Source organism: Desulfoconvexum algidum (genome assembly GCF_055382125.1).
In genome coordinates this window covers 111,195-137,050 of record NZ_AP042394.1, presented here as the reverse complement: position 1 = coordinate 137,050, position 25,856 = coordinate 111,195, and the positions used below count along the sequence as shown (strand labels likewise).

The window sequence follows — 25,856 nt, the reverse complement described above, 5'->3', positions numbered from 1 at the left end:
CTTTGATATCCCATGCTAATTACCGACATACTCACACAAAACAACCAACTCTACCCGGAAGAAACAGCCATTGTCGAACGAATTCCTGCCACAAACACCCAACGACAGATCTCCTGGAGTAACTTTTTCAAATCCGCCTGCAGGTTTGCCAATGCACTGAACCACAGCGGGATCCAAAAAGGGGATAAGGTGGTCCAGCTCATGACCAATAGTCTTGACTGGCTCCCCCTGTATTTTGGTGTTTTGTATACAGGGGCATGGGCGGTTCCCTTAAACTTCAGATTTGAATCCGAGAAAATCCTTCTGTGCACCCAAACGGCAGAAGCAAAGGTCTTTATTTTCGGGCAGGAGTTTATCGGGCGTATCGAAGCGATCAAACCTGAATTGGACAAATCTGTCACCCTGTGGTTATTTTCAGGACCAAAGGAAGCCTGTCCCCAATGGGCAAGACCTGTCCAGGAATTTATCAGTCAAAATTTAAACAAGGACAATTCAAAGGCGGAGAATTCAAACGGTGGAACTTTTGATGATACCCCGCCAAATGTCGACCTTTCCATGGAAGACGAGGCAGCCCTGTATTTCACCTCTGGGACTACTGGCACCCCAAAGGCTGTGCTGCTCACCCATAAAAACCTGTCCCACGCCTGCTATTTGGAAAACTCCCACCATGGTCAGACCCATGAAGACATTTTTCTATGCATCCCGCCTCTGTACCATACCGGGGCCAAAATGCACTGGATGGGTAGCTTTCTTGTGGGGGGAAAATGTATCCTCCTCAACGGCGTAACCCCCAAATGGATTATTGAGGCGATATCGGAAGAAAGGTGCACCATTGCATGGCTCCTGGTCCCCTGGGCCCATGATATCCTCATTGCAATTGAGAACAAGGAGATTCTTCTCGCTGACTATAAACTGACCCAATGGCGCCTCATGCATGCAGGTGCCCAACCCGTTCCTCCCAGTCTCATCGAAAACTGGAAAAAATATTTCCCCGGCCAGGCCTATGATACCAACTATGGCCTCACCGAATCCACGGGACCCGGGTGTGTCCACCTGGGAGTAAAAAATGCAGATCGGATCGGCCCCATTGGATTACCCGGCCAAGGATGGGAGGCAAAAATTGTGGACAAACAGGGAAATCATCTCTTTGCCAACGAGTCCGGTGAACTCATCCTCAGGGGCCCGGGGGTGATGAAAGAATATTATAAGAACCCGGAAGCCACCCGAAAAACCATTCAAAATGGATGGCTCCACACAGGAGATATTGCCAGATTTGACAAAGAGGGATTTATCTGGCTTGTGGACCGGAAAAAAGATATGATTATCTATGGGGGTGAAAATATTTTCCCCGTTGAAATTGAAAACTTTTTTCTCACCCACGATAAAATTAAAGATATAGCCGTCATCGGCGTACCCGATGAACGGCTTGGGGAAATCCCCGCCGGGATCATCAGCGTTAAACCCGGCGCCATGATGGGGGAGCCAGAAATCATTGAGTTTCAAACAGCCCTGCCCCGGTACAAGCAATTAAAACAGATATTTTTCGGAGAGGTTCCCCGGAACCCCACCGGGAAAATAGAAAAACCAAAGCTGAGAAGGATGTATGCAGCAGACAAACGGAAAGATATTAATAAACTTCTCAAATAAAAGGATGCGTTCCCGTGAAATCCCGACTTATTAATTCCCTGGGTAGTCCTATACAATTTTTACTGTTATTGGCTGCCCTTCTTGCCCCACTGAACATTGCCCAGGCAAATACCCAGGCAAATACCCAGGCAAATACCCTTGGGGAAGACACATTGACTGCCATTGAAAAATTATATACCCACAACGGATTTTCAGCTGATTTTAACCAGGTTTCAGAATTAGCGGCTCTGGAAATTACGGAAACGGCTTCGGGCAAAGCCTGGTTCAACCATCCGGGAAAAATGCGATGGCTGTATCTTAGCCCCCAGCGCCACGAAATAATTACAAATGGCCAGACGCTTTGGATCCATCGCCCCGACCAGAATCAGGTCATGAGGGGGAATGCCCAAAAATTTTTCAAAGCCGGAGCAGGCGGTGCTTTTTTAGCCGACATTGGGCGGATGAGGAAAAACTTCACCATGGAGGTCAAAGAGACAACTGACACCCACATCTCCCTTCTTTTGACGGCCAAACAGGAGAACCCGGATTTGGTAACTCTTCTTATCCGGGTATCGCGCACCACCCATGAAATCCAACAGGTGACAACCCAAAACACCTATGGAGACACCACCTCATTTGAATTCACCCATATTCAATTTAAACCAATGGAACCCGCTATATTTGAGTTCAAGATCCCCGAGGGATACAGCATTATTGAAATGGACTAAGCAAAAAAAGGACCTCATAGAAAATGAACAATCAGACAGAAACAGGCCAGATAGAAACAAAAATAAGACAATTGGCCAAGGAAAAAAATGCCATTATCCTGGCCCATAATTATGAACCCCCTGAAATTCAGGAGATTGCCGATCTTTGCGGGGATTCCCTGGAATTGAGTATCCAGGCATCAAAAACCTCGGCGGATATCATCGTGTTCTGCGGGGTTCTTTTCATGGCGGAAACCGCCTATATTCTTTCCCCGGAAAAAACCGTGCTCCTGCCCAACCCAGATGCCGGATGCCCCATGGCAGACATGGTGGACCCGATCGCTCTTACCGCCAGGAAAAAAGAACTGGGCAATATACCGGTTATCACCTATGTCAATTCTTCCGCTGCGGTAAAGGCTGTTTCCGATATTTGCTGCACCTCGGCCAATGTTATTCGGGTGACCAATGCCATTGAAGCCGATGAAATCCTCATGACACCGGATAGAAACCTTGCCCAATATGCGGCAGCCAACACCCACAAAAAAATTCATCTATGGGAGGGATACTGCCCCTTTCACAACAATCTAAGGCCCCAGGATGTGGCCGCGGCAAAGGCGGCCCACCCAAAAGCCCTTTTCATTGCCCATCCCGAATGCCCCCCCGAGATTTTGGAATTGGCAGACAGTATTGAGTCCACCTCGGGCATGATCCGATTTGCAGGAGAATCAGACCGAGATCAATTTATCCTGGGAACAGAAACCGGACTGATTTATCCCATCTCAAAGGCCCACCCCAACAAACGCTTCTTCCCGGCCTCTGACAAGATGTACTGCCTTGACATGAAAAAAATCACCCTGGCCCATGTGCTCGACAGCCTTGAAAACCTGACAGGGGAAATCAAGGTGCCTGAGGATATAAGGATCGCCGCCCTTGGATCCGTACAAAAGATGATTGATATAGGATAAATTCAACAGACCTAAACCCCAAAAAAGGAACCCAAAAAATATCAGTTCCTTTTTTGGTTTTAGGATGGATCGAGCAGCCAGAATAACCTTGGCTTCAATCCTACATGGCTTCAATCCTACATGGCTTCAATCCTACATGGCACCAATCCTACATGGCTTCGAAGGCCTCATCGGGAATATCCGCATTGGTATAAAATTTTTGGATATCATCACAATCATCCAGGGCCTCCATGAAACGGATCATCTGCTCGGCTTCCTTTCCTTCCACGGCTGTCATGTTCTGGGGCAGCATGGTAATTTCCGCCACATCGTATTTTATTTCAGCCGTGTCAACGGCCTCCTTGACCGCATCAAAATCTTCGGGTGCGGTGATGATCTCAAAAACATCTCCTTCATCCGTGATATCTTCTGCTCCGGCTTCCAGAGCAACCTCCATCAAGGTCTCCTCATCGGAATCTTTCTTGCTCACCGAAATAAGCCCCTTTTTATCAAACATCCAGGCCACACACCCGTCGGTTCCCACGTTTCCACCGGCTTTCCCAAAGATATAGCGAACATCGGCAATGCTCCGGTTCTTATTATCGGTCAGGCACTCCACTAGAACGGCCACGCCTCCCGGGCCATACCCTTCATAGAGAATTTCCTCGTAACTCACCCCGTCCAGATCCCCGGCACCCTTTTTAACGGCCCGCTCAAAGGTATCCTTGGGCATGTTCTGGGCCTTGGCATCATTCAGGGCGCGGCGCAGCCGCGGGTTGGCTTCCTGGTCCCCCCCTCCCATTCTGGCGGCCACGGTGATCTCTTTGATCAGCTTGGTAAAAATTTTGCCTCTTTTTACGTCAGCCGCCCCTTTTTTATGTTTAATGGTCGACCACTTACTATGTCCTGACATGCTATTGCCTCCTTATTTTTTGCCTTTTGCAATTATATATATTTCTTTACTTTGTTTTCGACAACTTTCCGGCTTAAAGGTTTTACACTCTCTAAACGCAGATTTAACCGCTTGTTCAAATTTTTTAAACTCATTTCCCTGGAATATCTTACAGACAAAATTACCATTGGGAGCCAAAAATTTTTCAGCGGTTTTCAGGGCCATGTGACAAAGTTCAAATGACCTGAAGGAATCCACATCCTTTCGGCCTGTTGTGGCAGGCGCCATATCACTCAAGACGGCACCAAATCCCTCTTTCAAAAAATCATCACTTTCCAGAGCTAAGATATTATCCTGGATGGCGATGACATTATCCGGAAGTTTAATCTCTATCAACTTCAGATCTATTCCAAAAACCCGGCCCTTACCGCCCACCTGTTTTGCCGCATACAAGAGCCAGGAACCAGGGGCACACCCGAGGTCCAGCACTTGACTTCCCGGCCGAATGACCTTGAATTTTTTCTGGATTTCCTCCAGCTTATACACGGACCGTGCCGGATAATTTTCTGCCTTGGCCCGCTGGGTCAAATGGTCTGCCCATTCATTGCCCCCAGACCCCTTACCGGTCCCTTTACCAGACCCTTTGCTTAACCCTTTACTCTTCTTGGCCATCAAATAATACCTCCATGGCGTCCTTTAAAAAACTGACACTTTCTATGGTCATTCCCTCAACACGGGAGAGTTGTTTCATGGCGGAACTTGGCACCAGACAGGTGGTAAACCCCATTTTGGACGCTTCCTTGATCCGTGCCTGGGCATGGCTCACCGCCCGGATTTCCCCTGTCAGACCAATTTCACCGATCAGGGTGGTTTCCTTGTGGACCGGTTTGTCCAGAAAGCTTGAGGCCAATGCTGCAGCAATGGCAAGATCAGCAGAGGGCTCCACAATTTTGACCCCGCCGATGACATTCATAAAGACATCCAGTCCGGATAAGTTCATTCCCAGACGTTTTTCCATGACCGCAAGAATCAGGGCAACCCGATTTTGATCAAGCCCCAGCACCGTCCGCCTGGGGTTTCCCATGCCGGAACTTGAAACCAGGCCCTGGATTTCCACCAAGATAGGCCGAGTGCCTTCCATGCTGGAGGTCACCACCGAACCCGGCGCCACAGCCGACCGATCCGATAAAAATATAGCCGACGGGTTGGGGACCTGTTCAAGACCTGTTTCCCTCATTTCAAAAACCCCGATCTCGTTGGTGGACCCGAACCTATTCTTCACCGCCCGCAGGATTCTAAAAATATGGCTCTTATCCCCTTCAAAATAAAGAACGGTATCCACCATGTGTTCCATGATCCTGGGACCGGCAATGGCCCCGACCTTTGTAACATGCCCCACCAAAAAAATGGGAATCCCCGTGGTTTTGGCCAGGCGCATGAACTGCATGGAGGCCTCCCTAATCTGGGTCACGCTACCCGGGGTGGAAGACACATCGGGATGGAATACCGTCTGGATAGAATCAATCACCATGGCATCATAATGCTGTTTTTCCACCATGGAAAGGATGGCGTCCAAGTCTGTTTCCGCCACTATAAAAAGGGAATCACTTCCCGAATCCAGTCGTTTTCCCCGCATGGAAAGTTGGAGAATGGATTCTTCCCCGGATACATAAAGACATTTTTTTTGGGATTTAGACAAGGTCGCCAGCACCTGGAGCATAAGGGTGGATTTACCGATGCCGGGATCCCCCCCGATCAAAATCAGCGATCCATCCACAATCCCACCGCCCAAAACCCGATCAAACTCAGTGATGCCGGTCATCAACCGTTGGGATTCCGTGACCTCCACGGAATTTATGGAAACCGGCTTGGGAGCGGTTAGGGTTCGTGGTTTTCCCGACCCGGCGGAAATGATTTTCTCCTCGGCCAAGGTGTCCCAGGCCCCGCATTCCGGGCATCTTCCCATCCATTTCGGGGTCTGACAGCCACAGGCCTGGCACAAAAAAGTAAATTTATCTTTTTTTTTCAAAAAATCTCTTCTCAAATTAAATTTAATAAAGCGAAGAAATATACCATTTTAAGGCTCTGGTATCAAGGTGCCGGAACATTTCTGCAAAAAAGACTATTTGCAATTTTTACAAGGACCCAAAATGACAACAATGGTAACATAATGACCTGGATCAGAAAAATCCCCGCATAAAGGAATGTCAGTTTTAAAAGATTCTCTATGATGTCTCCCATATGGCTGACCGTATAACCAAGGGCATCTTTAAACGCTATTGATTTTCGTTTAAGAAAAGAAGCGCTATTTTCGATTGTTCCCAAAACACCATCAATTTCAGGAAGAGAAAAATCTTTTAATTTATCAAGTCCAACAGAACCCAGGGCCAGCTCTTTATTTACGTCCGTTATTTGATCGGCAAAATAATGCTTTTGAACGAAAGCATTTGCCGCAGAAGAAACCGGAAGACAAAACCGGGCAATGGCAAGAAGCAACAGAATCTGCAGTGTCAATTTCTGAAGGGCAGTTATCCTTTCATTCTCAAACCATATCAGGACAGACAGGATGAACAGGCAGACAGACAGCAGCATGGGTGCCAGCGATATGCTGATTTCATGCGCCAGTTTCTGAACCCCCAATGCAGTAATCGCAGTTATCAGCACATCGGACAACCGCTCGGTCATATCGTCAATCGGGTCCAGGGCCTGCCCCACAGCCAGTGATATCCCAACCCCTGCTGGTTCCAGTTGCAGGGTAGAATCCTTTACAATTGAAACCGACGCATTGATCACCCGGCAGGTGGCATAGGCAACACCTGCCTTTGTTATTGCTTCACGGAAATAAGTATCCGTGGTTGTATCTATCACCGGAAGTCTTAATCCCGCGGCAAAAAACAGCACAATTGCTATCAGAACACCAATAGATGACTGTATTGCCTTTTGTTTTATTGTTGTTTTCATTTTACGGATTACCTCAACGCCTTTTGCAGGTCCATTGCTTCAAAACATCATTTTTCCTCATATGCTTGAACCCTTCAAATACGAGAGTCGGCAATATTGATCCAGATGTATTCATAACCTCTGAGTATGACATTTTCTCCTGCCGGCAGTTCTTTTTGGGTACATACATCATAACCGTCAGACCGCATACCCATATCCTTAAGGCGGACTGCGCTCATGACCTGATCATGTTCGGAAAAATTATTAATGATCAGGAGCTTCTGGCCTTTATTTGCCCGGCTATAGCCAAATATATGGGGATTGCCGGTATCAAAGACTTCCATGCCGCCGTTTTTTAAACAGGGCAATTTTTTGCGCAACTGACACAGTTTCACCATTTCATGAAAAAACCGCCATTCAAGGGTGTCTTTCCGGGTCAAGTCATCAGCGGCATGCCATCGTTTTTTTGAACGGTGCACCCAGCGGCTGTCAGTAACCTTGGCGGGATCGGTCAGAAAGGTATAGTCATTCAGGTGCCCATATTCATCCCCGGCGTAGAGCAGCGGGATACCGCCAATGCTAACCAAAATGCTTCGCAGCATATTGATCCGTTTCACTGCAAGCTCGATCAGGATATGGTCCTGTTTTTCCAGAGCTTGTTCCAGTCCGGCCAGAGAGGATAAGGTGCCGGATATCCTCAGGTCCCCGGTTTCCGGATGATATTGAAAGGGCACTCCCCTGGCAAATGAACCCGGGTATTGTCCTGTATAAAAATCATTCAAAAATTGTCGATGTCCCTTGGGATCGATACCCATTTGTCTTGCGTCCTCGTCGTCAAATGTCCACCCGATATCATCGTGACACCTCAGATAATTGACCCAGGTACATTCATCCGGAAGCCGTTCCCGGTGCTTCATGGAAAACGCCAGCAGCTTCACTTCCCGGGTGGCCAACGCTTCCCAGATAAGTGCCATCTGCAGCGGGTTATAGGAAAGCTGGCATTCATCCCTGTGAATATATTGAATCACTTCATCGGGATGAACGATGGCCTCGGAAACAAAAAGCAATGATGGGGCAACGATTCCGGCCATGGCATTGAATGCCCGGATAATCGTATGGGCTTCAGACTGATTCTCGCAGCTGGTGCCGATCCGTTTCCATATAAAGGCCACTGCATCAAGTCGAAGCACCTCAACCCCTTCGTTGGCCAGAAACAGCATTTCTTCAGCCATGGCCAGGAATACGGACGGGTTGGAGTAGTTCAGATCCCACTGGTAATTGTTGAAAGTGGTCCATACCCAGCACTGCATTTGATCATTCCATGTAAAACTACCCTTGCGGATGGTGGGAAATATATCCCGCAGGTGTTCCTGGAAGCGGTCGACCAGGGCGCGATCCGTAAAAGTAAAAAAGTATTCTTTGTATTCCGGATCACCGGCCTTGGCTTTGGAAGCCCATTCATGCTCATCAGAGGTGTGATTAAAGACAAAGTCAAGTACAAGACTGATGCCATGTTCTCGAAGTGCCTGGGCCAGTCGGAAAAGTTCTTCCATGGTTCCCAGATCCGGATTAACCGATCGATAATCGCTGACGGCATAACCGCCGTCATTTTCTCCATGGGGTGTTGAAAAAAGAGGCATCAGATGCAGATAGGTCACCCCGAGCTTTTCAAAATAGGGGATATGATCATGCAGTCCGGCCAGGTTATCACTGAACAGATCCACATACAACACAATCCCGATCATTTTTTCAGACGTATACCAGAGAGGATCGGCTTCCCGTTTTTCATCAAGCCTATGCAATACAGGTGGACGATCAAACCAGTACCTGATAAGGATCTCCATGGTTTTTTCCAGGGTATGATAGAAATCAAACTGCCAGCCGTAAAGTTCGTGCAAATAGATAAACAGACGTTCCCATTCTTGATTTATGCGGGTTTTAAACCTGTCCCATTGTAATGGGGTATCAACGATCTTTTTTTGAAGGGATTGCTCAAAGCCGGGTAAGATTTGTGTCAATGCTTTCTGAGCCGCGGCCAACCGCCAATCATGCTGGTTCATCAAGACTCCTTTGCTTCACCATCAGGGTTTTTAAATAATAGGGTTTATCCTGCAATATCATCTTTTTTTTAAAAAAAAGCAACAAACCGGGCAATTCCAGGAGGGGTCAGGCTTGCGTTATTGTGCTTTTAACAAAAGCACAATAACGCAAGCCTGACCCCGTTTATTTAAAAAACAATTTGCCTATATATAAAAATAGGGTAAAACGATTTACGATGAAGCGGTAGGAACCTTTTTTGAAACAAAGGAGAATTGTGAATGAAGTTTTTTTTCGAACCCAGGGGAATTGCGATCGTGGGGGCCACAGCCAGTAAAGGAAAGGGTGGCAATATTATTGTTTCAAATCTCAAAAAAGGGTATCAAGGAGCGGTGTATCCGGTCAACCCACGATATGATGAAGTTGAAGGGTTTACCTGCTATCCTTCGGTTGCCGATGTTCCCGACCCTGTGGATCTTGCCATTGTATTTGTTTCGGCTCAAATGGTCCCCCAGGTCATCCAGGCCTGCGCCCGAAGAAAAATTCCCGGTGTTATGATCCAGTCGGCTGGATTTTCTGAAAGCGGACCCCAGGGAGATGCATTGCAGCAGGAAGCAAAACAGATCGCCGACAAGACCGGGATCCGGTTGTGGGGGCCCAACTGCATGGGGCTTGTGGATGCCGGCCGCAGGTTCGTTTTTTCCACGGTGACGCCCAGCATCTGGGATACGGGGCTTACATTCGGGAACGTTTCTCTGATTGCCCAAAGCGGTATGCTGGCCGGAGCGTTTCTTATCGACCTCATGTCTCACCAGACCATGGGAATCTCTAAGGTCTGCTCCATCGGCAATAAGATGGACGTGGATGAAAACGATCTCCTGGAATATTTAATCGATGACCCCCACACATCTGCCATTGGTTTATACCTTGAATCTTTTACCGATTGCAGACGGTTCATGGCGTTATCCCGAAGTACGACAAAGCCTATCGTGATCCTGAACGGGGGAAAAACAACCCGGGGAGCTGCTGCTGCACTGAGCCATACCGCCAGTCTTTCGGCCAACGGGATCATCATCAGCGGAGCCATGGACCAGGCCGGCGTTGTAAAAGCCAATGATTTCTATCAGCTGGCCGACTATTGCAAAACCCTGGGCATTTATCCTAAAATACCCCCCAAAAACGCAAACCGTGTAGCGGTTCTTACCTACACCGGTGCTGCAGGGATTGTTTCAGCCGATATCATGGACAAACACGGCCTGGTGTTGTCAAAACTGAATGCCGCCACTCTGGAGGCGTTAAAAACCGTTTTCCCGGAATGGATGCCGCCTTCAAATCCTGTGGATATGTGGCCGGGAATTATTCTGAATGGATCAAAAAAAGTTTACAACAAAGCCATGGAAGCGGTCTGCACCGACCCGGGTGTCGATGCTGTTTTTGTACATTGTTTTGCAGGCGGGTTCAGCCTTGAAACCGATCTATCGATGATGGCCAAAACGGCACAAAAGGCAGGTAAACCTTTCTTTTGCTGGATATCGGGTGAACGTGAACGGGTATATGAATTCCAGGCATCCGCTCAACGCCTCGGCATCCCTGTCTTTAGAGAAATTCTTAGAGCTGTCGAATGCATGGGAATGCTGCTGAACCGGCCCTTGTTAAATACGTCGAAGGAGCCCTCAAATGCGGGTCAAACGAGTTCCAAGATCAGTGGAGATACCCGCCTTGATATTCTGACATCGGGAAAAGGCCAGTTGGACGAATATGTATCTAAGAAGGTACTGGCCGCCTGGGGTATTCCAATTGTAGAAGAAAAACAGGTTACGTCTCTGGATCAAGCCCTGCAGACTGCAAAAATATTCGGATTTCCCCTGGTTGCCAAGGGAATACTTCCGGGAGTCTCCCACAAGACCGAGTCAAATCTGGTACAAGTGGGCATCTCTTCTGAACAAGCGCTTGAAAAAGCCGTGGAAGACCTTGAGCAAACCATGCAGGGCCGGGGCAGTATTCTTATCCAAAAACAGATAACAGGAAAAATTGAACTGGTAGCCGGATTTGTCAGAGACCCCCAATTAGGCCCCTGTGTCATGTGCGGCCTGGGCGGGATATTTGCCGAAGCACTTAATGACATAGTCTTTGGCGTTGCCCCATTGAGAATAGACGATGCGCTTAGGATGATTGACCGGCTCAAATGCCACCCTATTCTGGACGGATACCGCGGATTGCCTCCTGTGGACAAAAATGAATTTGGCCGTATCCTTGTCTGTCTGGGTGATCTGGGATGTGCGTATCCTTGCATCCAGGAAATCGACATTAATCCGTTCATCATCCACAAAGGAAAGCCCATTGCAGTGGATGGACTGGTGGTGGTATCGGCAAGCAACAACGCCTGTTAACAAATGAACCATGGAAAAAAATGAACCCGAAAAGTTTAAAGGATCGGTTAAAAAACTACAGGGCCCTTTTAGGTCAGGTGGATGCCCATATCAAACGGGTGGAAACAACCTATTCAGATCAAATTGTCTGCAAAAAAGGCTGTGACAGCTGCTGTCGGTTTTTAACTCTTTTCCCGGTTGAAGCCTTTGCCCTGGCATCCGCCTTCCTTGAGATGAACAAATCCGACCAAGACATTGTCAGGGCCGCGCTTGAAAAAACAACAACGGGTTGCCCCCTTTTAATCAACCATCAGTGTCTCCTGTATAAAGCGCGCCCCATCATCTGCCGGACCCATGGATACCCCCTTTATTTTAAAAAAAAGGGCGAAACACTTGTGGACTTTTGTCCTAAAAATTTTAAAGGTGTGACATCCTTTCCCAAGGAGAGTTTATTGAATCTTGAACAGCTGAACACACTGCTGGTGGCGATAAACAATCAATTTTTGGAATCCATTAAAACCAAGCCATTTGCTGACAGAATTCCCATGTCCAGCGCATTGTTATTGCTCGTTGAAAGTCTACTCTAGGATAGTGACCAGCTGACTGGCCGGAACAATACGAATTTTGCCTTTCAGCTTGGGCAATTCGATCTTCAGGGTCTCAAGGGTTGCCCTGTAGGGATGGCCGATACCGATGGCAGTCCCATGTTTTTGGGCATACTTGATGAGCTTTGCAAATTGTCCGGTAATATAGGGAATATTTTGAGAGTTGTCCAAAAAGACGTCCCTTTGGGCAAAGCTGAGCTTGAACAGCCGTGCAGAGGCCTCACCCTGGGAAGTGGAAGATGTTCTGGAATCGACAAAAAACAAATCCTTCTTTTTTAAAATCGTAAAGATCTGATTCATCTTATCGGAATCAGCTGTCAATTTTGACCCCATGTGATTATTGACGCCGACAACACCCGGCACCTCTTTTAAATCTTTCCGAAGCTGGGCTAGAAGCGTGTCCGGTGTCATTGAAGAGAACAATGCCCCCGGTCCCGGATCTGCCTTTGGGTATTGAACCGGCTCCATGGGCAGATGAAGCATGAGCTGGGCCCCTTTGGCACTAAGTTTGTGCGCAATGGCAGGCCCGAAAGGAGAAAAGGGAAGCACAGAAAAGGTAAGGCTTGGGTTCAGCAGGCACAATTCCATTGCAATCTGCTTGTCATAGCCGATATCATCAATAATGATGGCTATTTTCGGGATATCGTCCCTAACCTTTGGCAGAACAGTTTTTTTGTCAACCGGACTGTGGTCCAGGTCCTCAAAAATCTCATACAAAATCGGCCGCTGGGATTTGTCCCTGAGTCCCGCCGACGGCTTTTTATTCCGGATATCACCCATGTCTTCAGATACCGGTAGTATCTGCTTTATCTTTTCCCCCGGCTTCCCTTTGGAAGGTTTATCGGTTTGGGTAATATTGGATTTGGAGGGTTCACCGCCTGATTTTCTTTGCCCAGTAGTAATAAATATATCCGCTATCATGGCCACGGTCAAACAGACAGCAAGCAGGATGGCTACCCCCAGAACTATTTTTTTAAATTCTTTGCCAAGGTCTGGTTTCTGTTTTTTCCGGGCCCCTGTTTTTTTTCCCGGTGTTTTTTTTCCTGATGTTTTTTTGGGGGGAGCAGCATCTCGCCCCCGGGTTCCCCCCTTTTTCCTAGTGACCATTTAATTTACTAAACACCCCGTAACTTATCAGAATATCAAGGGCTCTTTTTACCTGGGCATCCTTCTCAAGCTGTTCAGCCTCTAAAATCTGGCGACTTTTTCCAGGCGTTTTCTTTTCAACTTTTTCCGGGTCTTCTCCTTCGGGCTTGAGACTGTTCTTCAAATCTTTTTCCTTCATCATTCTGTCAAAAACCGAAGGTGTTTTTTCTTTTTTCTCAATGATTTTAAATTCTACTTCTATATCCGGCTGGATCCCCTTGGCCTGGATAGAACGCCCATTGGGGGTATAATAACGGGCAATGGTGTATTTAATCCCAAATCCATCCTTAAGCGGCCGAACGGTTTGAACAGATCCCTTTCCAAAGGAGGGCGTCCCAAGGATAAGGGCCCTTGAGTGGTCCTGGAGAGCGCCGGCCACAATTTCAGATGCCGACGCAGAACCGCCGTTGATTAAAACAACAATAGGGTAATCCCTGTCTTCCTGGTCGGGGTATGCGTTAAACACCTGGGTGTTCTTTTCAAGTCGGCCTTTGATCGAGACAATACTGCCCTGGTCCAAAAACAAATCGGATATTTTAATGGCCTGGTCCAGCAGCCCGCCTGGGTTATCCCGAAGGTCAATGACAAGGCCCCTTAAGGGGGTATTTCCTGTTTCAAGTTTTTTCAACTCTTTTTCCATGTCTTCTGTGGTGTTCATCCGAAAATTGGTAACCCGAAGATATCCATACCCGGGTTTAAGAACAGCAGATCTCACACTGGTCATGGGGATCAGATCCCTTTTCAGAGAAAAGGCCAAAGGAACAGTCTCCCCTTCCCGGATCACCGTGATCAACACTTTTTTGTACCGGGGGCCCCGCATCTTGCCAACAGCCTCCCACAGGGCCATACCCTTTGTGGACGAATCATCTATTTTAATAATAATATCCCCGGCCTGGATGCCGGCCTTATACGCCGGCGTACCCTCAATGGGAGAGACCACGGTCAAAATACCCTCTTTCGTGGTGATCACAATACCAATACCGGAAAATTCTCCCTTGGTATCGTCCTGGAGGTCATCAAAGGCTTCCGGCGGCATGAAACTTGAGTGAGGATCCAAATTTCCCACCATGCCTTTGATGGCATTATGGATAAGCTCATCCGCATCCACCTCATCCACATAATTTTTCTCTAATTCTTCCAGAACCTCGGTAAAGAGCTTCAATGTTTCATATTTTTTTTCATCACTTGCCAGGACCTGAGAATAAGATCCTGTCATCAAGATAAAGACCAAAAAAGCTGCCGTTATCGACATCCAGTGCGTTATGAACTGGGGAAACTGATTTTTCATGTAGTTAAGCTCCTTTGCTTATCCATTGCATTGGGTTGACAGGTTTTCCATGATGCCTTACCTCAAAATGGAGGCACAGCCCTTTCACAGACCCGGTATCACCAGCCGTGGCAATTACTTCACCGGTATCAACCGTCTCGCCTTTCTTTTTAAAAATTTCTTCCACATGGGCATAGAGGGTATAATAATTATCACCGTGGTTGATAATTAGCAAATTCCCATACCCTTTCAGCCATTGGGCAAACAAAACCTCTCCTTTAAAAACGGATCGGACAGGCTCGCCCCTTTCCACCCTTATATCAACTCCGCTTTGAAAAGTGAAGGATTTGTAATCCCCGTTCTTTGAAGTACCGAAGGTTGATACGATCTTTCCTTGAACCGGAATGCGCAACCGCCCTTTCTGACGTGAAAATGACACGTCTCGAACAGGATCTGAAACCTGTTTATCAAAGGCACTCAATTTCTCATTGAGTGCATCTGCCGACGCTTTCAAGGATTCCAAGACCGCCTGGGACAGATCTTTTTTCCTTTGGATGTCATATAAAATCGCTTCTTTTTTAAAGGTCTCTTTTTCCTTAATCCGAATCTGAAGATTCAGTTCTGCTTCCAAATTGGTTTTTTCCGTTGCCTGTCGGCCCAGTTCCTCTTCCAAAACACCCAGGTGTTTAAGATCTTTGGCTTGGATTTCAAGAACCTGTAAATCAGATTGAATCACCTGTTTCATGGCATTTTGGGTTAAAAAAAAATCAAACACCGAGGAAGGCACCCCCGCAATATCCAAACGCCCGATCATCCGCATCCGGTAAAGGGCATTGAGCCGCTGGCCGGCGTAACCCCGGTCTTTTTCTATCTGGACTGTCAAAAGTTCCTTTGATTCCCGGACCTTTATATTTTTCATTTCCAGATCCCTTGTCTCCCGGGACAGGGTTTTGGCTTTTAAACGCGCCCGGTTCAGACCATAATCAATTTCATTCAACCCTTCAATGACTTCCATCTCTTTTTTAGAAAAGGTCGCTACTTTTTTTTCTTCAACGGCAATTTTTTCTTCAACAGCAATTTTTTCCTGGACAACCTTTTTGGAGACAGCTGCCGCCTGTTTTGGTTTGATTTTTTTGGATACCGGTGCTTTGGCCACAGGTTTCAAAATGATATACTCGGATCGATTCCGGATATACCCTCGTTGGCCCTGATATTCCACGGTCAGCCACCCTCCGATGCCTCCCTTTTCCTCAACAACATCCACCTGCCATCCTCGTTCAACCACAACAATCACATCTGAAGACCGGGAGGGTGTTCTCCTGATATTGAGTTTAAAGGACTTGACAATGCCTTTAAACAACACCCGTTCCCTGGCGCCGGAATGGCCAACAACCAGGAAAAAAAGCAGGCCGACAACAAGACAGCATCTGATTTTGAAACCAATTGATTTAGAACCCATTGCTTTTGAACCCATTACTGTAGAATCGGTTACTTTAAAATTTGTTTTAAGGACAGATAGCATCCAAACCAACCTAAAAATGTACTGGAAAAAAGAATAATGAGAATGGCTCGTACAGAAAGGAACTGGATGTCCGTGTATACATATGCAGCCAGGTTTTCTGCAATGCCAGATGATATGGTCAGATAGCCGACCAGAAGAATCACAAGACCCACCACTCCCCCTATAAACCCCTGGAAAACACCTTCCACATAAAAAGGCGTTTTGATAAACCCTTCCGTTGCCCCCACAAGTCGCATGATCTCAACCTCAAGCCTGCGGGAATAAAACGCCAGCCTCACCGTATTGGCTGTGATAAACAAGGCAATGAGCAGGAAAAGACCGCACATGGCATATCCGGTCATTTTAAACAGGTTAAAGATATTTAAAAATTTGCCCAGCCACCCCTGGCCGTACTCCACATTTTCCACCATATCAAGGGATTGAATCTGCCGGGCAAAGCCTTGTATCTGTTCAAAACTGCCATGGGATTTCATCTTGATTTCGATTGCATCAGGCAGGGGATTTGTTTGAAGGGTTTTAAAAAACTCGGTGCGGGACGCCATCTCTTTTTTTAATTTATCCAGGGCCTGGTCTTTGGAAATAAAGACCATTTCCTCAATCTCGCCCAGACCACGGATTGTTCGTGTAAGGTGGGGAAGCATCTCTTGGGAAAATTCTTTTTCCAGGTATATCATGGCACGGCCCCCCTGGTTCCAGACTTCAATGACCCGGCTTGCATTTTCAAAAAAAAGCATAAAGACCGACACGATCAAAATTGAAAGGGAGATGGTGATAATCGTAATAAAATTTAAAAATCGGTTGGACCGAATATCTGCCAGGGCTTTGTTTACAAAATGGATCATAGACTAAATCTCATCTTCATTAGAGCATGGTGGAGGTTGTCTTCAGTTTTCCTTCTTCCAGGACAATATTGCGCCCCCGGACCGTGCTTTCCATCAGGTGGAGGTTATGACTTGCCACAAGGATGGTCGCTCCTTTTTTATGGTATTCCATCAAAAAATCCATTACAGCCTGGGCAGCCTTGTCATCCAGGCTGCCCGTGGGCTCATCGGCCAGAATAATGGAGGGCTCACCCACAACAGCCCGGGCAACCGCCACCCGCTGCTGTTCTCCGCCTGAAAGGGTGGGGGGCAGGGCATTTGCCTTTTTTTCCATACCCGTGGTCCTGAGCACATGCATCACTTTCTTGCGTATAAAGCTTTGGCTTTCACCCGCAACTTCCAAGACCAAAGCCACATTCTCAAATACGGTTCGGTTGGTAATCAATTTAAAATCCTGGAACACCATACCAAACCTGCGCCGCAAAAAAGGCAATTTCCCCGAAGAAACCCGGGCCAGGTTCATGCCGTCAATAAGAATCTGGCCTTCGGACACATTTTCTGCAAGGTAGAGGACCCTTAAAAGGGTTGATTTCCCCGCTCCCGAAGGGCCGGAAACAAAGATAAACTCTCCAGGCTCAATATCTAAAGAGACATCGTTCAGTGCCAGCTTGGCGCCATAACGCTTGCTCACATTAAACAACCTTATAATCGGATTACTATTTTTGTCCACATTCATAATTTTGGTTACGGCCCTGCCATGGTCTATAATTGACTGAAGATGAATTTACTGATATATTCTTCGTGTGTCAAGGAGTGCTGAAAAACAGTTTTCCATACACCAAGCCTTCACTGTAACCGTAAACCGGCTTCTTCCACCAGTGAAGGCTTTGACATTTCAATCAATGGCAGTCAGGCAAACCAGTGACGCCATACAATAAAAAAAAGGAATAGCACTTGATGAAACTCTTTGATTCCCACTGCCACATTGATGACAAGGCCTATTCCAATGATATTTCAGAGGTAATAGACAGGGCCTGTCAGGAAGGGGTGAGGGGAATGATGATTGTGGGGGTTGATGTTCAAACTTCCCTGAAAGCCATTGAGCTGGCCCAAAATAAGATAACCCAGGATCATACAAATCAGGAGGTCCAGGGTCATCCCATCATAATCACCTCCGTGGGAATCCATCCCCATGATGCAAAAAATTGTTCCATAAAAACCCTGGAAACCCTTAAAAACATGGCCAAAGACCATACCTGTGTCAAAGCATGGGGGGAAATCGGTCTTGATTTTAACCGGATGTTTTCTCCGCAAAAGGATCAGGAAACCTGTTTTTTATCCCAGCTCAACCTTGCAGGAGATCTTGACCTCCCCCTGATTTTCCATGAACGGGATTCCAAGGGAAGATTTTACGAGATATTGAAATCAGAGGGTCCCCCAGCCCGAAAAGGGGTGGTTCATTGCTTTTCAGGCACAAGAAAAGAGATGTTCAATTACCTGGATCTGGGGTACCATATCGGTATCACCGGAATTTTAACCCTCCAAAAAAGAGGGGAATATCTCAGGGGAATAGCCCCTTTAATCCCGGAAGACAGACTTTTGATTGAAACCGATGCCCCCTACCTGACCCCGGCCCCCCAAAAAAACAAGTTCCGGCGGAATGAACCGGCATTTGTAAAATCTGTCCTGGTAAAACTGGCGCAAATAAAAGAGGTAGACCCCGAAACCTTGTCCCAAACTATTTTTGAAAACACCTTAAAATTTTACAACCTCCCGCTTTAGCAGGTTAGTTTTTGACAGCCGGACAGGATCGTCTTCAGAGGGGACGGGCCTGGAGATTAAACTCACTGCCCCTGCAGCTCAAGTACCCTGGCAATGATCTCCTTATTTTTTTCCCGAAGCTGGGAAGAATGAACCGCTAGAAGATCGGATTTTCTGGCCAGTTGTTCAGCCTGGTGCAAATTTCCCTGCAACAGCTGAATTTTGGCCAGAAGATGCCAGAGGAAAGGATCCTGGGCATCAATATCCACTGCCTGCTCCAAAGTGGTAAAGGCCTTTTCCAGTTCGGTTGCAGCAATCTGTTGTTCTGCTTTTTTTGTCAGGCGGATGATAATTTCCGGGCGGGGTGATTCCAGGGAAAGCGTCTCTTGCCGAGCTCCGATCTGGGGCAGATTTTCTGCAGGCCGTGTGTGTGACGGCCCAAGTTGCCCTGCGCAGGAAAAGAGAAACAGGCTGAACATGGGGCACAGCAGCCAGGAAAGTCCCTGAATAAAGTGACAACGTCTCATTTTACCAGCTCCTTTAGCCAGTCAATTAAATACCGGGGTTTTTGCTTTATTTTGCCAACCGGCAACCGACCGGTGCAGGAAGTAACTTTATTTGGGACAGACCCATTGATAAAGGGTATTGCCATGGCATTGCTACAGGTTTCATCGGTTCTAAGGCCGGTGATGGCATCCACCACAGCCCATTCCACATTTTCCGGCACAACCAGATCCAGGGCCTGATTCGAAATCTGGTTCATGAGATGCCCGAAAACCTGCATGGCCCCGGCAGATCCCGTGAGATTGCAGGTCTGATTGTCGTCCCGGCCCACCCAGACAACGGCCAGCCGGTTTCCGGTAAACCCTGCAAACCAGCTGTCTTTAAGGTCATTGGTACTGCCGGTCTTGCCTGCCACGCCCAGGTCCCTTGGCAGTATTTCTTTAAGGGATTTACCAGTGCCGTCCAGGACAACGGCCTGGAGCATTTTGTTCACCAGAAAAACAGCGCCCGGATCCAGGCGCTGCTCAATGGTCAAAGGATATCTTTCCAACAGCTTTCCCTGGGGCGTATAAATGGCGCGGATGCTCCGGGCAGGAGAATAAAATCCTCCGGATGCAAGGGTCTGATACATCTGGGCCACCTCAAGGGGCGACATTTCCAGGCTGCCCAGCAGGGAGGAGGGATACAAGGGGGCATCCCTTTTAACCCCCATTTTTTGCAGGGTTTCCAGAACGTTTGAAAGCCCGACATCCATGCCCATCCGCACACTGGAAACATTATAGGAATTGACCAGGGCAAGATAAAGGGGCACCTGGCCATGGTAGTGTCTGTCAAAATTTTCCGGAACCCAGTCTTTGCCGTCCTGAACCTTTATCGTAATGGGCCCGTCATCCACCCGGGTGACCAGAGTATAGGCGTTTGGCCGGCTTAATGCCGTTAGGAAAACAGCTGGTTTGATAAGGGATCCAATGGGCCGCCTGGCATTCAGGGCACGGTTAAACCCCTTGTCATGGGGATGATTTCCCCCGACCAGGGCCTGGATCTCATTGCTGCCCGTGGCTGTCACCACGACACCGGCCTCAAGCATCCCTATCTTTTTTTCCGCGGAGATCTTTTTGAGCTGGGATGAAAGGGTCTGTCTGGCAGCCATCTGAACCTGGGGATCCAGAGCCGTAAATATCCGCAGTCCCATGGATCTTAGATCCACCTCCCTGTATTCTGTCAGCAATTGGCGTTTTACAAGATCCAGGTAAAACGGAAAGGGGGAATTCCCCTGCATCGGCGTTTCAATCACCCCCAGGGGCATGGCCAGTTGCGTTTCCATCTGTTCCCCTGAAATAAGATGCTGGTCCCCCATCATCCTGAGCACGGTGTTCCGACGGCTTGTGGCCCTGTCCGGGTATTTCCGGGGATTATAATAGGAAGGCCCTTTAAGCATTCCCACCAAAAGCGCTACTTCATGGGCCTGGAGATCCTGAATGGATTTTCCGAAATAAAAAACAGAGGCCAGGCCAAACCCGTGAACCGCCCGGTTCCCGTCCTGGCCCAGGTACACCTCATTGACATAGGCTTCTATAATCTGTTGTTTGTCATGGTTCCGCTCAAGGGCTGCTGCCATGAAAAGCTCATTCACCTTCCGGGTCAAGGTCTTTTCCTTGGTCAGAAAAAAATTTCTGGCCAATTGCTGGGTAATGGTGCTGGCCCCCTGGGTCATTTCCCAATTCCTGATATTGACCAGCATGGCCCGCAAGATGGCCTGAAAATCCACGCCAGAATGGGTATAAAACCCTCTGTCTTCCACACAGATAAGGGTATCGGGCAAAAGAGAAGAAAGGTTCGTAAGATCGATCAAAATCCGGTCTTCCCTGGATACCGGGAAAAAACTGCCCACAAGCACAGGATCCAGCTGCACCATATCCAGAACAAGGCCGGTGTCTAAATTTTTTAATGTCATAATCTTGTTCTTTTCAATTTCCAGGACCAACCGGCAGGCAGGGGTTTGCCTGTCCCCGAAATCAAAGGGCCGGCAAAAGAGGGTAAATTGATTCTTCTTCTGGATGTATTTTCCCGGAACATCCAGTTCCTGGAGCAACCGCACCCGCTGGTACCCCATGAGCACAAGCTCCTGTGCCAGCGCCTGAGAAAAGAGCTCCATACCCGGATACAAAACCTGTGGCCGGGCATAGACCCTGGCCGGTAACTCCCAGAGACGGCCTTCAAATTTTTCCTTCACAACCTTGTCAAACCCTGAGAAATGCCGGTAAACACCCGCTCCTGCTCCCAGGAGTCCCACAAGAACAATTATTAAAATCAGACCTGTTTTTTTCATCTCAATTCCGATATCAAAAGACGCCTGTATCACTTTACAGAATGGCCTTTGGAAAATTTTTAAAAAAAGCGACACACAGCAGGAAGAAAGATACCGTAATGGATATTAAAAAGCCAGAAACATTTATGGAGGGTCCAATCGTTTTAATGGGAAGGCATTATTGTTTAATCTTATTTGTTAATGTGTTAACAGATATAATCCAATTTGGTTACATCATGAATTAAGTCCTTTACTACAGAAAGGGAAAAAATATGAAAAAAATATTGTCAATTTTGTTTATGGTCCTGTTCATGACCTGCGATTGTTTTGCAGGAACCCTACCGGATTTATCCTTACTCCTCAAGGAAGCAAGAAGGGGGGATGTTGAGGCCATGTGCGATCTGGGAATGGCCTATTTCCATGGAAATGGGACATTGAAAGATCCGTTTAAGGCCAAGTGCTGGATTAAAAAATCATATGATAACGGATCGGGGCGGGCAGAAAAAATCTGGAACGACTTAGAATTGTGGAGATATTCGGGAAAATGTGAGATGTCTTTTGATGATGCACAACTCCCCATTTATGCAAAAGGAGATTATTATAAGGATCCTGTGACCGGAATAGCCTTTGTATTTATCCCTGGCCGATGTTTTATGATGGGGTGTCATTCCTTGGCAGGAAAATGTAAAAAAGATGAAAAGCCAGGCCATGAGGTATGTGTCAGCGGATTCTGGATGGGAAAATTTGAGGTAACCCAGAAGCAGTGGCATCGGGTCATGGGAAGCAATCCTTCCCGATTTTCCGGTGACTTAGACCGTCCTGTTGAAAATGTTTCCTTTGATGACATCAAGGACTTTATAAAAACTTTGAATGCAAAGACCGTGGAAAAGGTTTCCCTGCCCACTGAAGCCCAGTGGGAATATGCCTGCAGAAATGGGGGAAGGGCTGTTAATTTTTCCTGGGGCAATGAATCCTATCGTCCTGATGAAAATTGCGGGACCTGCAATTCAGGTGATTTCCACGGGGAAACAGCACCTGTCGGCAGCTTTCCCCCCAATGATTTGGGATTGTATGATATGGGCGGCAATGTTAAAGAATGGTGTCAAGATAGTTATCATAAAGATGCCTATTCCCGGCATGCAAAAAAAAACCCGCGTTATGAAGGAAAAGGACAATCCCGGGTGATCCGGGGAGGATCCTTTGCAGACAACACGTCAAGGCTGCGATGCACCAGCCGGGATGAATCCATCGCCGGCATGAGAATCGATCATCTGGGTTTCAGGCTGGTTCTGGAGACAATGCCCTTGTGACCCGATTGATTCCAAACAATCAGATTACCCTTCTTGAAAACGGGGGAGCTTATTTTCCAGCCCTTGAGGCGGCGTTGGACAGGGCAGCGCATGAAATTTATCTGACCGCCTATATTTTTAAAAATGATACAATGGGCCGACGTATTGCAGAATCGCTCAAGAAGGCTGCCATGCGAGGTGTGAAGACCCGCGTGCTGATCGATGGATTTGGTTCGAATCCGTTGCCCAAAACCGTGGTCGCCGAACTTATTGCAGCCACTGTCATGGTGATCAAGTTCCGGCCAAAAATATCCCCCTGGACGATTCGGCGCCAGAGGTTACGCCGCCTGCACCGGAAAATTGTGGTTGTGGACCGGAAACTGGCATTTGTCGGCGGCATCAATATCATCAATGATTGTGAGACCCCTGATCAAACAGCGCCTCGGTATGACTACGCCGTCTGTGTGGAAGGGCCGCTGGTGAAAGAAATTCATGCATCTGTCCACCGGATGTGGCGGCGGGTGGTCTGGAACCGATTGTCTGTGTATGGTAGGGACGATCACGGACCGGTGCCGGTTATAGAATCCAGGGGTTGCATGCGGGCGGCTTTTCTGGTACGTGATAACCTTCGGCACCGCCGTGATATCGAAAATGCCTATCTTCGGGCCATTGAACAGGCACACACTGAAATCATTCTTGCAAATGCCTATTTTCTGCCCGGAAAAAAGTTTCGCCGTGCCCTCGTGGATGCTGCCGGGCGTGGTGTCCGGGTGGTTTTGCTGTTGCAGGGAAGAATGGAATATCCATTGCTGCAGTATGCCTCGAAATCCTTATACGGCAGCTTTCTGGATGCGGGAATTAAAATTTACGAATATCATAAAAGCTTTTTACACGCCAAAGTTGCGGTGATCGATACCCATTGGTCGACGGTAGGTTCCTCGAACCTGGACCCTTTCAGCCTGCTGCTGTCACTTGAGGCAAACATCGTTGTGGAGGGTAAAGCCTTTGCCAGCACATTAAAGCAAAGCATAGAGGCCGCCATCACTAACGGTGCACATCAGGTACAGCCGGTTGACTGGAAAACTCAACCTGTCCATCAGCAGATAAAAAGATGGATAAGCTACAGATTGGCGAGATTCATGACCGGTATGACAGGTTATGCCCCGGACACCCATGGAGATGAAAATGAAAAAAATACAAAAAGGAGGTCCCACGGATGAGTGATACACTTCATATGATCAAAACCCTGATGGTGGATGCTGGAACCGGTTTTTACCGCATGCAGCGCAACCGTACCGGCGAATTTTTTGGTCCGGTGGATATGGGTATCCACCTGGCCTTCAAGCATAACGCTCTGACCATTGGTGCCGGACTTTTGGCGGGCTCTGTCTTCCCCGGATTCAACCGGCTCGTCTTTGCCGGAATTTCTCCCTGCTGGCACGGATTCTATGTGTCTTCCATGGGAGGCGCAGCCCTGGTGTTTAATAACCTGGGCATCAACAACCTTTGTATCATTGGCAAAGCCTCGCACCCAAGCCTTTTATACCTGAACCGCAACCACGGCGAAGAGATAGAAATGGAGCTGATCAAGGTCGTTCCTGAACAGATCTGGGAAACGGGGCGCAAAGGGCTTTACGCTGTGATGGAACATGCCATTGAAACCTTTGGACCACGGTATGAAAAAGATCCCCGGGTACTGGCTGTTGGACCGGCCTCACACTGGTCTGATTTCGGTGCCATCGGATCTGCTCCAATAAAAAAAGGCCGGTTGACCCATGTGGATACCTGGGCGGGACGGGGCGGATTTGGCTCCAAATTGTTTCAGGAACACGGCATTATCGGCATCATCTATGGTGGAACACATATTGATGAGGATTTCCAGGACCGTTCCGTGGCAGACCAATGGTTTAAGGACAAATTTAATCAGCGGATGGCAGCCAAGGACCTGGAGGCCACCACCAAATACCGTTTTGACCCGAAATTCAATACCGGCGGCACCTTCGGGATCAATTATGCAACCATGGGCAGCGATATTCTCGCCTTTAACTACCGGACCATCTACTGGCCCGAGGCGGCGCGCAAGGACCTTCATGAACGGTTTATCCTCAATCATTATCTCAAACAATTCAATGAGGAGACCATCCAAACAAAACAGCAGCGCAATTGCGGTGAGCCATGCGCGGCCGTCTGCAAAAAAATGAATGGGCCTTATAAAAAAGATTACGAACCCTACCAGACCATGGGGCCCCTGCTAGGTATCTTTGACCAGCGGGCAGCCGAACAGATTAATCACCATGCAGACCAGCTGGGGTTTGATGCCATTTCCCTGGGCGGGACCCTTGCCTGGCTCATGGATTGTCTGGACAGTGGTCTGATAATGCCCCGGGAATTGGGGGTGGATCAATTGCCCAGATGGGATATGGACAGTTTTGATGTGACGGGTGATTCACTGCACAATGCCCAGTTGGGAATGGCATTAATGGATCAGATGACAGGACCCGAAGGGAAAATATCTTTGGCATTCGGGGCCAGAAAATGGGCCCGGGGTCTGGCGCGGAAAAAGGGCAAAGCCGTGCTGGAAAAGTTTGTATACAATGCCTTTGCCCGCCAGGGCTGGATGGTTCCCAACCAGTACTGGACACCCGGCGTTTTTTCACCCATGGCCATTATGGGAAAATATTATATGTATTATGGTCAAGATTTTTTTCCACCACGGGAATTGGGCAGAAAAAATGCCCGGCGCATGATAGACGAACTTATGCTGGACAACCTGGGTGTCTGCAGGTTTCATAGGGCCTGGGCCGAAGCGTTGATACCCGATATAATAGAAAACATCTTCGGGCAGAAGGATGCCTTCCTTACGTCCATCCGTCTCACGGCCGGCCGCATCACCAGCCGCAATGCATCGGTGTTCTGGGAGTCGGAGCGTAATATGGACATGGTGTTCACCTTCCTGAAGAACAAAAAATTAATAGATCATGTTGTGGATCCTGATCTGGAGTATTGGATCGACTTTTTCACCAGAGATAAACATGCGGCTGCTTACGAGTTCTGGTATGAAATGCACAAAGGCATCCATGAGACGCTTCGGGAATTTCCCGTGTAATGCGGCTGCATC

21 protein-coding genes are annotated in these 25,856 nt (G+C 47.9%); 9 read left to right on the top strand and 12 right to left on the bottom strand.

Annotation, left to right across the window (positions count from 1 at the left end; translation table 11 throughout):
- The first annotated feature begins 12 nt into the window (after window positions 1–12).
- From ACZ45G_RS00590 to nadA, 3 genes are read left to right on the top strand one after another with little or no spacing between them, the layout of a single operon-like run.
- On the top strand, window positions 13–1,647 hold the full coding sequence (locus ACZ45G_RS00590) for a class I adenylate-forming enzyme family protein (protein WP_464174663.1): 1,635 nt from the start codon (window positions 13–15) through the stop codon (window positions 1,645–1,647).
- A 14-nt stretch (window positions 1,648–1,661) separates the two neighbouring features.
- A complete protein-coding gene (locus tag ACZ45G_RS00585; protein ID WP_464174662.1) occupies window positions 1,662–2,354 on the top strand; it encodes a LolA family protein in 693 nt (230 codons plus the stop codon).
- A 23-nt stretch (window positions 2,355–2,377) separates the two neighbouring features.
- Window positions 2,378–3,298, top strand: coding sequence for a quinolinate synthase NadA (gene nadA / locus ACZ45G_RS00580; RefSeq protein WP_464174661.1), 921 nt, complete (start codon window positions 2,378–2,380; stop codon window positions 3,296–3,298).
- Window positions 3,299–3,446: 148 nt separating this feature from the next.
- Here nadA and ACZ45G_RS00575 read toward each other — a convergent pair whose 3' ends face one another.
- From ACZ45G_RS00575 to ACZ45G_RS00555, 5 genes are all read right to left on the bottom strand, one after another.
- A complete protein-coding gene (locus ACZ45G_RS00575; protein WP_464174660.1) occupies window positions 3,447–4,190 on the bottom strand; it encodes a YebC/PmpR family DNA-binding transcriptional regulator in 744 nt (247 codons plus the stop codon).
- 12 nt (window positions 4,191–4,202) lie between these two features.
- Window positions 4,203–4,841, bottom strand: coding sequence for an RlmE family RNA methyltransferase (locus ACZ45G_RS00570; protein WP_464174658.1), 639 nt, complete (start codon window positions 4,839–4,841; stop codon window positions 4,203–4,205).
- Complete coding sequence (gene radA, locus ACZ45G_RS00565; protein ID WP_464174657.1) at window positions 4,825–6,198, bottom strand: DNA repair protein RadA; 1,374 nt, start codon at window positions 6,196–6,198, stop codon at window positions 4,825–4,827. Before radA ends, ACZ45G_RS00570 begins: the two co-directional genes overlap by 17 nt.
- 62 nt (window positions 6,199–6,260) lie before the next feature.
- Window positions 6,261–7,130 carry a hypothetical protein gene (locus ACZ45G_RS00560; RefSeq protein WP_464174656.1) on the bottom strand — a complete coding sequence of 290 codons (870 nt, stop codon included), beginning with the start codon at window positions 7,128–7,130 and terminating at the stop codon, window positions 6,261–6,263.
- A 74-nt stretch (window positions 7,131–7,204) separates the two neighbouring features.
- Window positions 7,205–9,169 carry an amylosucrase gene (locus ACZ45G_RS00555; RefSeq protein ID WP_464174654.1) on the bottom strand — a complete coding sequence of 655 codons (1,965 nt, stop codon included), beginning with the start codon at window positions 9,167–9,169 and terminating at the stop codon, window positions 7,205–7,207.
- Between the two features lie 258 nt (window positions 9,170–9,427).
- Here ACZ45G_RS00555 and ACZ45G_RS00550 point away from each other — a divergent pair, with 258 nt between their 5' ends.
- Both ACZ45G_RS00550 and ACZ45G_RS00545 read left to right on the top strand, forming a co-directional pair.
- The gene (locus ACZ45G_RS00550; protein WP_464174653.1) at window positions 9,428–11,536 is read left to right on the top strand and encodes an acetate--CoA ligase family protein; all 2,109 of its coding nucleotides are present in this window, start codon (window positions 9,428–9,430) and stop codon (window positions 11,534–11,536) included.
- Window positions 11,537–11,556: 20 nt separating this feature from the next.
- Window positions 11,557–12,102: a YkgJ family cysteine cluster protein gene (locus ACZ45G_RS00545; RefSeq protein ID WP_464174652.1), complete on the top strand. Its 546-nt coding sequence runs from the start codon at window positions 11,557–11,559 to the stop codon at window positions 12,100–12,102.
- On the opposite strand, the gene ACZ45G_RS00540 is transcribed toward ACZ45G_RS00545, so the two are convergent.
- The 5 genes from ACZ45G_RS00540 to ftsE are packed head-to-tail and all read right to left on the bottom strand — an operon-like array spanning window position 12,094 to window position 17,612.
- Window positions 12,094–13,227 (bottom strand): divergent polysaccharide deacetylase family protein, encoded by a 1,134-nt coding sequence (locus ACZ45G_RS00540; RefSeq protein ID WP_464174651.1) that lies wholly within the window; start codon window positions 13,225–13,227, stop codon window positions 12,094–12,096. The two genes, ACZ45G_RS00545 and ACZ45G_RS00540, sit on opposite strands and share 9 nt — an antisense overlap.
- The gene (locus ACZ45G_RS00535) at window positions 13,217–14,554 is read right to left on the bottom strand and encodes a S41 family peptidase (RefSeq protein WP_464174650.1); all 1,338 of its coding nucleotides are present in this window, start codon (window positions 14,552–14,554) and stop codon (window positions 13,217–13,219) included. Before ACZ45G_RS00535 ends, ACZ45G_RS00540 begins: the two co-directional genes overlap by 11 nt.
- Window positions 14,555–14,558: 4 nt before the next feature.
- Entirely contained in the window at window positions 14,559–15,992 is a 1,434-nt protein-coding gene (locus ACZ45G_RS00530) for a peptidoglycan DD-metalloendopeptidase family protein (RefSeq protein WP_464174649.1), read from the bottom strand.
- Between the two features lie 29 nt (window positions 15,993–16,021).
- Window positions 16,022–16,897, bottom strand: a complete 876-nt coding sequence (ftsX, locus tag ACZ45G_RS00525) for a permease-like cell division protein FtsX (RefSeq protein WP_464174647.1) — start codon at window positions 16,895–16,897, stop codon at window positions 16,022–16,024.
- Between the two features lie 19 nt (window positions 16,898–16,916).
- Window positions 16,917–17,612, bottom strand: coding sequence for a cell division ATP-binding protein FtsE (ftsE, locus tag ACZ45G_RS00520; RefSeq protein ID WP_464174646.1), 696 nt, complete (start codon window positions 17,610–17,612; stop codon window positions 16,917–16,919).
- 221 nt (window positions 17,613–17,833) lie between these two features.
- On the opposite strand from ftsE, the gene ACZ45G_RS00515 reads away from it, so the two are divergent.
- Window positions 17,834–18,658: a TatD family hydrolase gene (locus ACZ45G_RS00515; RefSeq protein ID WP_464174645.1), complete on the top strand. Its 825-nt coding sequence runs from the start codon at window positions 17,834–17,836 to the stop codon at window positions 18,656–18,658.
- Window positions 18,659–18,720: 62 nt separating this feature from the next.
- Here ACZ45G_RS00515 and ACZ45G_RS00510 read toward each other — a convergent pair whose 3' ends face one another.
- Window positions 18,721–19,164: a tetratricopeptide repeat protein gene (locus ACZ45G_RS00510; RefSeq protein WP_464174644.1), complete on the bottom strand. Its 444-nt coding sequence runs from the start codon at window positions 19,162–19,164 to the stop codon at window positions 18,721–18,723.
- The gene (gene mrcB / locus ACZ45G_RS00505) at window positions 19,161–21,470 is read right to left on the bottom strand and encodes a penicillin-binding protein 1B (RefSeq protein ID WP_464174643.1); all 2,310 of its coding nucleotides are present in this window, start codon (window positions 21,468–21,470) and stop codon (window positions 19,161–19,163) included. The genes ACZ45G_RS00510 and mrcB overlap by 4 nt, the downstream gene beginning before the upstream one ends.
- 251 nt (window positions 21,471–21,721) lie before the next feature.
- Here mrcB and ACZ45G_RS00500 point away from each other — a divergent pair, with 251 nt between their 5' ends.
- Genes ACZ45G_RS00500 through ACZ45G_RS00490 form a run of 3 tightly spaced genes read left to right on the top strand, consistent with a single transcriptional unit; the run spans window position 21,722 to window position 25,844 of the window.
- On the top strand, window positions 21,722–22,759 hold the full coding sequence (locus ACZ45G_RS00500) for a formylglycine-generating enzyme family protein (protein WP_464174641.1): 1,038 nt from the start codon (window positions 21,722–21,724) through the stop codon (window positions 22,757–22,759).
- Window positions 22,756–23,958, top strand: a complete 1,203-nt coding sequence (gene clsB / locus ACZ45G_RS00495; RefSeq protein WP_464174640.1) for a cardiolipin synthase ClsB — start codon at window positions 22,756–22,758, stop codon at window positions 23,956–23,958. The genes ACZ45G_RS00500 and clsB overlap by 4 nt, the downstream gene beginning before the upstream one ends.
- Window positions 23,955–25,844 carry an aldehyde ferredoxin oxidoreductase N-terminal domain-containing protein gene (locus ACZ45G_RS00490; protein ID WP_464174639.1) on the top strand — a complete coding sequence of 630 codons (1,890 nt, stop codon included), beginning with the start codon at window positions 23,955–23,957 and terminating at the stop codon, window positions 25,842–25,844. Before clsB ends, ACZ45G_RS00490 begins: the two co-directional genes overlap by 4 nt.
- The last annotated feature ends 12 nt before the right edge of the window (window positions 25,845–25,856 follow it).